This window comes from Tissierella sp., from assembly GCF_052089545.1.
In the GTDB taxonomy this organism is placed as follows: Bacteria; Bacillota; Clostridia; order Tissierellales; family Tissierellaceae; genus Tissierella_A.
The window spans coordinates 984-6,468 of record NZ_JBQDAA010000137.1 but is presented as its reverse complement, the minus strand read 5'-3'; the positions used below and the strand labels follow the sequence as shown (position 1 = coordinate 6,468).

4 protein-coding genes, 1 tRNA gene and 1 pseudogene are annotated in these 5,485 nt (G+C 27.2%); all 6 read left to right on the top strand.

Going from position 1 to position 5,485, the window contains the following annotated elements; translation table 11 throughout:
• Window positions 1-64 precede the first annotated feature (64 nt).
• Window positions 65-141 (top strand) — tRNA-Arg (locus tag ACTHW2_RS09580).
• A 117-nt stretch (window positions 142-258) separates the two neighbouring features.
• Entirely contained in the window at window positions 259-1,500 is a 1,242-nt protein-coding gene (locus tag ACTHW2_RS09575) for a glutamate-5-semialdehyde dehydrogenase (protein WP_442263709.1), read from the top strand.
• A gap of 8 nt (window positions 1,501-1,508) precedes the next feature.
• A complete protein-coding gene (gene proB / locus ACTHW2_RS09570; protein ID WP_442263708.1) occupies window positions 1,509-2,297 on the top strand; it encodes a glutamate 5-kinase in 789 nt (262 codons plus the stop codon).
• Window positions 2,298-2,339: 42 nt separating this feature from the next.
• Window positions 2,340-3,989, top strand: a complete 1,650-nt coding sequence (locus tag ACTHW2_RS09565; RefSeq protein WP_442263707.1) for a putative manganese-dependent inorganic diphosphatase — start codon at window positions 2,340-2,342, stop codon at window positions 3,987-3,989.
• Window positions 3,990-4,171: 182 nt separating this feature from the next.
• Window positions 4,172-4,807: a zinc dependent phospholipase C family protein gene (locus tag ACTHW2_RS09560; RefSeq protein WP_442263710.1), complete on the top strand. Its 636-nt coding sequence runs from the start codon at window positions 4,172-4,174 to the stop codon at window positions 4,805-4,807.
• A gap of 222 nt (window positions 4,808-5,029) precedes the next feature.
• Window positions 5,030-5,485, top strand: a pseudogene (locus ACTHW2_RS09555) (hypothetical protein); the annotation flags it as partial.

Here is a 5,485-nt window from a genome sequence, read left to right as displayed (position 1 = left end):
GAGCTCCAGCCTTCCAAGCTGATTGCGAGGGTTCGATTCCCTTCACCCGCTCCATAAGATTTATGTACCCTTAGCTCAGCTGGATAGAGTACTTGACTACGAATCAAGGGGTCGGGGGTTCGAATCCCTCAGGGTACGCCATTAAAACATTTAAAGTTATATTAATTTATAATTTTAAGTGTTTTTTTAATATATTAAATTATTTTAGAATATATGATATACTTAATATATAATATAAAATTATAAGGGGGAATAAAATTGACATATATAAAAGAAAAGGGTATAGCATTGAAAAATGTGGAAAATGAATTATCTATAGCAACAACAAAAGATAAGAACTTAGCTTTAAAAAAGGTAGCAGAATCAATAGAAAAAAATAGAAAAGAAATATTAAAAGCAAATAACAAGGATGTTGAAATAGCAAGAAAAAATAATACTAATGAAGCATTAATAGATAGACTTATGTTAGATAATGATAGAATAGATGGTATTATTGAAGGAATAAATACAGTAATAAAATTACAGGATCCTGTGTGGGAATCAAATGAAGTTTGGACTATAGAAAATGGACTGAATATATCGAAAATGACTACTCCTATAGGGGTTTTAGGAATTGTTTATGAGTCCAGACCAAATGTTACTGTAGATGCTTTTAGTTTAGCACTAAAGTCAGGTAATTGTATTATATTAAGAGGTAGTTCATCGGCTATAAACTCTAATATTGAGCTTGTAAGATCTATAAAAGAAGGATTAAAAAACTCAAACATTTCAGAAGAGGCAGTTCAATTTATAGAGGATACTAATAGGGATTTAGTTTTAGATATGTTAAAAGCAAGTGAATATATAGATTTGATTATACCAAGAGGTGGAAAAGGTCTCATACAATTTGTAATAGAAAATTCAACAGTTCCAACCTTACAAACTGGTGAAGGAAATTGTCATTTGTTTGTAGATGAAAGTGCAAAATTAGACAATGCATTAGATATTTTAGTAAATGCTAAAACACAAAGACTAGGCGTGTGCAATGCATGCGAAACTTTATTAGTTCATGAAAAAATAAAAGAACAATTTTTGCCGGAAGTTTATAAAGCTTTAAAAGATAAGATTGAACTAAGAGGATCTTTAGATATAAAAGAAATAATAAATGTAAATGTAGCAAAAGAAGAAGATTATCAAAATGAATTTTTAGATGCTATTTTAGCCATAAAAATAGTAAATGATGTAGATGAGGCAATTGAGCATATAAATAAATATGGTACTAAACATTCAGAGTCCATAATTACTGAAAACCTTAGTAATGCTAACAAATTTCAAAGAAAAGTAGATGCCTCTACAGTATATGTAAATGCCTCCACTAGATTTACAGACGGATCTGAATTTGGATTTGGTGCAGAAATGGGGATAAGCACGCAAAAAATTCATGCAAGAGGCCCTATAGGATTAAAGCAACTTGTAACATATAAATATTTAGTAATGGGTGAAGGACAAATTAGAAAGTAGGCGAATTTATGAAAAACACTATAGAAAGCAGTAAAAAAGTAGTAATTAAAATAGGTAGTAGTACTATTACAAGTGAAGATGGGATTATAGATAGAAAGTTTATAAAAAACTTAGCATCTCAAGTAAAAACCTTAATGGATAGTGGTAAAAGAGTAATACTTGTATCTTCTGGGGCTAGGATAGCAGGAGTTAGTACAATAGGTAAATGGTCAAGAAAAGAGGATATAAACTATAAACAAGCTCTATGTGCCATTGGGCAAGTTGAACTTATGGATTCATATAGAAATTTATTTGCAGAACATGGTGTACACATAGCACAGGTGCTACTAACTAAAGAAGATTTTGAATCAGAAGCTAGAACGCTTAATATTAGAAATACTTTATTTACATTATTAGATGAAGGAGTAGTTCCTATTATAAATGAAAATGATACAGTGTGTGTTGAAGAAATAAAAATAGGTGATAATGATATCATAGCTGCTAAAACTACTGAACTTTGGGGTGGTGATTTACTTATAATATTAAGCGATATAGCCGGTATATATGATAAAAGTCCAGTAGAATACAAAGATGCAAATCTTATAGAAATAGTAAAAAATCCTGAAGAATTAGAACGAAAGATAGCGATAGGTAGAAGCAGCTCATTTGGAACTGGAGGCATATCAACAAAAATAGAAGCAGCTAAAATAGTAATACCATATGGAGCTTCTTTAATAGTTGCAAAAGGAAAGCAAGAAAATATAATTTTAGACTTAGGAAAAGGGAAACAAAAAGGTACATTGTTTTTAGGGAAATAATATTTGGTAACATATAAAAATGTTTTATAAAAGAGGGATAATATGAAGGATACAGTATACATTACGGGACACAAAAGCCCAGATTCAGACTCTATATGTTCAGCTATAGCATACTCGGAATATAAAAATATAATTGGTGATATAAGAGCTGTTCCTGTAAGATTAGGAAATATAAATAAAGAAACAGAATTTATATTGGATTATTTTAATGTAAAGACTCCAGCACTTCTTGAAACGCTAAAATTAAATGTAGAAGATTTAAATTTTGATAAAATATCACCTGTTATATCAGATATTTCATTGAGAATGGCATTAGAGCTTATGAAAAGAAATAATTTAAATAGTCTTGCTGTAATAGACCGAAATGAAGAATTACTTGGAATTGTAACTATTTCTGATATTATACAGTCATATATTGATGTATGGGATAATTCTATAATTGGTAAATCGAACACATCAATTGATAATATAATAGATACTCTTTCTGCTACACCTATATTTATTTCAAAAAATAGAAATAAATTTACAGGGAAAATATTAGTTCTTGCTATGAAACCTGAAAGTGTAGAAGAAAGTATAGAGGAAAATGACATAATTATATGTGGAAATAGAAAAGATAGTCAGTCTCTTTGTTTAGACAAAGATATTTCGTTGTTAGTTATAACTGGTAATGCTGAAGTAGATAAGGAAATAATAGAAAAGGCTGAGAAAAACAATATATCCCTTATAATCACACCTCATGACACTTTTACAGCATCAAGGTTAATAACACAATCTATACCAATAGATTATGTAGCTACAAAAGAAAATTTAAGTTTATTTTATTTAGATGATTTAGTAGATGATGTAAAGATTAAAATGTCTCAAACTAGGTATAGATCATATCCAGTAGTAGATCATAATAAAAAGGTAGTAGGACTTATATCTAGATATCATCTTATATCCAGTATGAAAAAGAAAGTTATCCTAGTAGATCATAATGAAAGAAGTCAATCTATAGACGGGCTTGAAGAATCAGAAATATTAGAAATAATAGATCACCATAGAGTAGCGGATGTATTTACTGGTGGACCTATTTATTTTAGAAATGAACCAGTAGGAAGCACAGCTACAATAATTGCATCTATATACTTTGAAAATGGACGAAGACCTTCTAAAAAAATAGCAGGAATATTGGCAGCAGCAATTATCTCAGACACACTTTTATTTAGATCACCTACTTCTACCAAAACTGATAAAATTATGCTTAAAAGATTAGAAAAAATAGCGGATTTAAATAGTGAGGAATTTGCTATGGAGATGTTTAAAAAGGGCACATCTCTAAAAGGTAAAACTCCAAAAGAATTGTTAAAAGAAGACTTTAAAGAATTTACAATAAATGAAGAAAAAATAGGAATAGCACAAGTTTATACAATGAACAGAGAAAGTTTAAAAGATATAAAAGATGAGTTATTAAAACTTATGGAAGAAAAGAGAAAAAACAAAGCTTATGCTACTTTTATATTGGTACTTACTGATATATTTAAAGAAGCATCTGAAATAATAGTAGTAGGGGAAAATATAGAATTAATAGGTCAAGCTTTTGAGAAAGAAGTAGTAGATAACTCTTTTTATATTAAAGGAGTACTTTCTAGAAAAAAACAAATAGTTCCACCTATTACAACAGCACTTACTAAAGAGGGAGAACTATAAAAATATAGTAGCTAGTATCGATACTAGCTACTATATTTTTTATAAACTATTTTAATATACTTAAAATTAATAAATAGATTATTACATATAAAAACCATGAAAAGTTGACTAAAGTCATAAAGTATTATATTATAAAGTAGAAGACAAATCGAAATATAACTAACATGAAGGAGTGGTTTTAAATATTTGCAGATAGCCATAAACTTATAGCAACAGATGTGTACAACAATGTATTTGAAAATTACGGACTAAAACTAGATAAAGAAAAACTACTTTGGGGTTCAATAGCTCCAGATATTTTGCCTAAATATAGATTTATTAGACACTACAAGGATGAAAGTATAGATTATATCATAAAAGAGATTATAAAAATCATATTCATGAGTAGATATGTAGATTTCAATGGTGGCGTAGACTCTATAACTATAAAGTTATTAAGTAGAAAGATCGGTATAATATCGCACTATTTAACTGATTATGTATGTGCTCCACATGCAAAAAGATGGACCTTTATAGGTTCAATGAAAAAACATATTAGATATGAAAAAGATCTAAATAATTATGTTAAACATCATGATTTTAAAAAACATGTAATATGGACAAATGATATAGACCTATATGAAAATGAATTTATAGATTTGAAAACGCAAATTAAAAACTATATTGAGTCTGTAATAGAAGAATATTCACTTAAATTTAGTTTTAATAATGATTTAGATTTTGCAGCAGAATTTAATACTAAAATAAGTTATTTTATTTTAGATACTATAAATTCTTATTCTGAAGAATTGCAAAGACAATTTGTATTTGAAGTATAAAAGCCTTATATTAAATTTAAAAGAAAAATATATTGGATTTCCAATATATTTTTCTTTTTTTAGAAAGATATTAAGTTTGTATAAGTTTATAGCTTTTATTGTATAATTTTTAAGAATTTTGTAGTATAATAGTATTTGCTGTCAAAAATACATTATATAAATAATATATAATTGTTTAAATAATCATGTGATGGTAATAATTGTAATAAAGGAGGGAGATTTATGGCATTATCAGATCCAGAACATTATGATTTATATGAAGGATTAAAATATAATTTTTTATTTAATAATGACATAAATTGTATACATATCCTTCTGAATTTATATGATCTAGAAAATAATATAAATAATATATTTCCCAAATATATATCCATAAAGAGACTTAGGAAAAACATAAGAAAAGCATTGAAAAATAGAAGAGGTAATCATTTAATAGCATATAATTTGGGAGAACTTATTCACGAAGACATAAATAAATTAGAGCTTCTTATATATTTAGATGGTTATAAATCAGGATATTTAGATAAACACTATGCAAATATTTTAGAAAACATAACTTTAAAATATTTTTCAATAACAGATCTTTATAATATGAAATACTTATTTCATTTTGAGAATTCTATAAGTGAAGTATCTGATTTTAAATCTGATATATATAAACATTTATTAAAAGAAGAA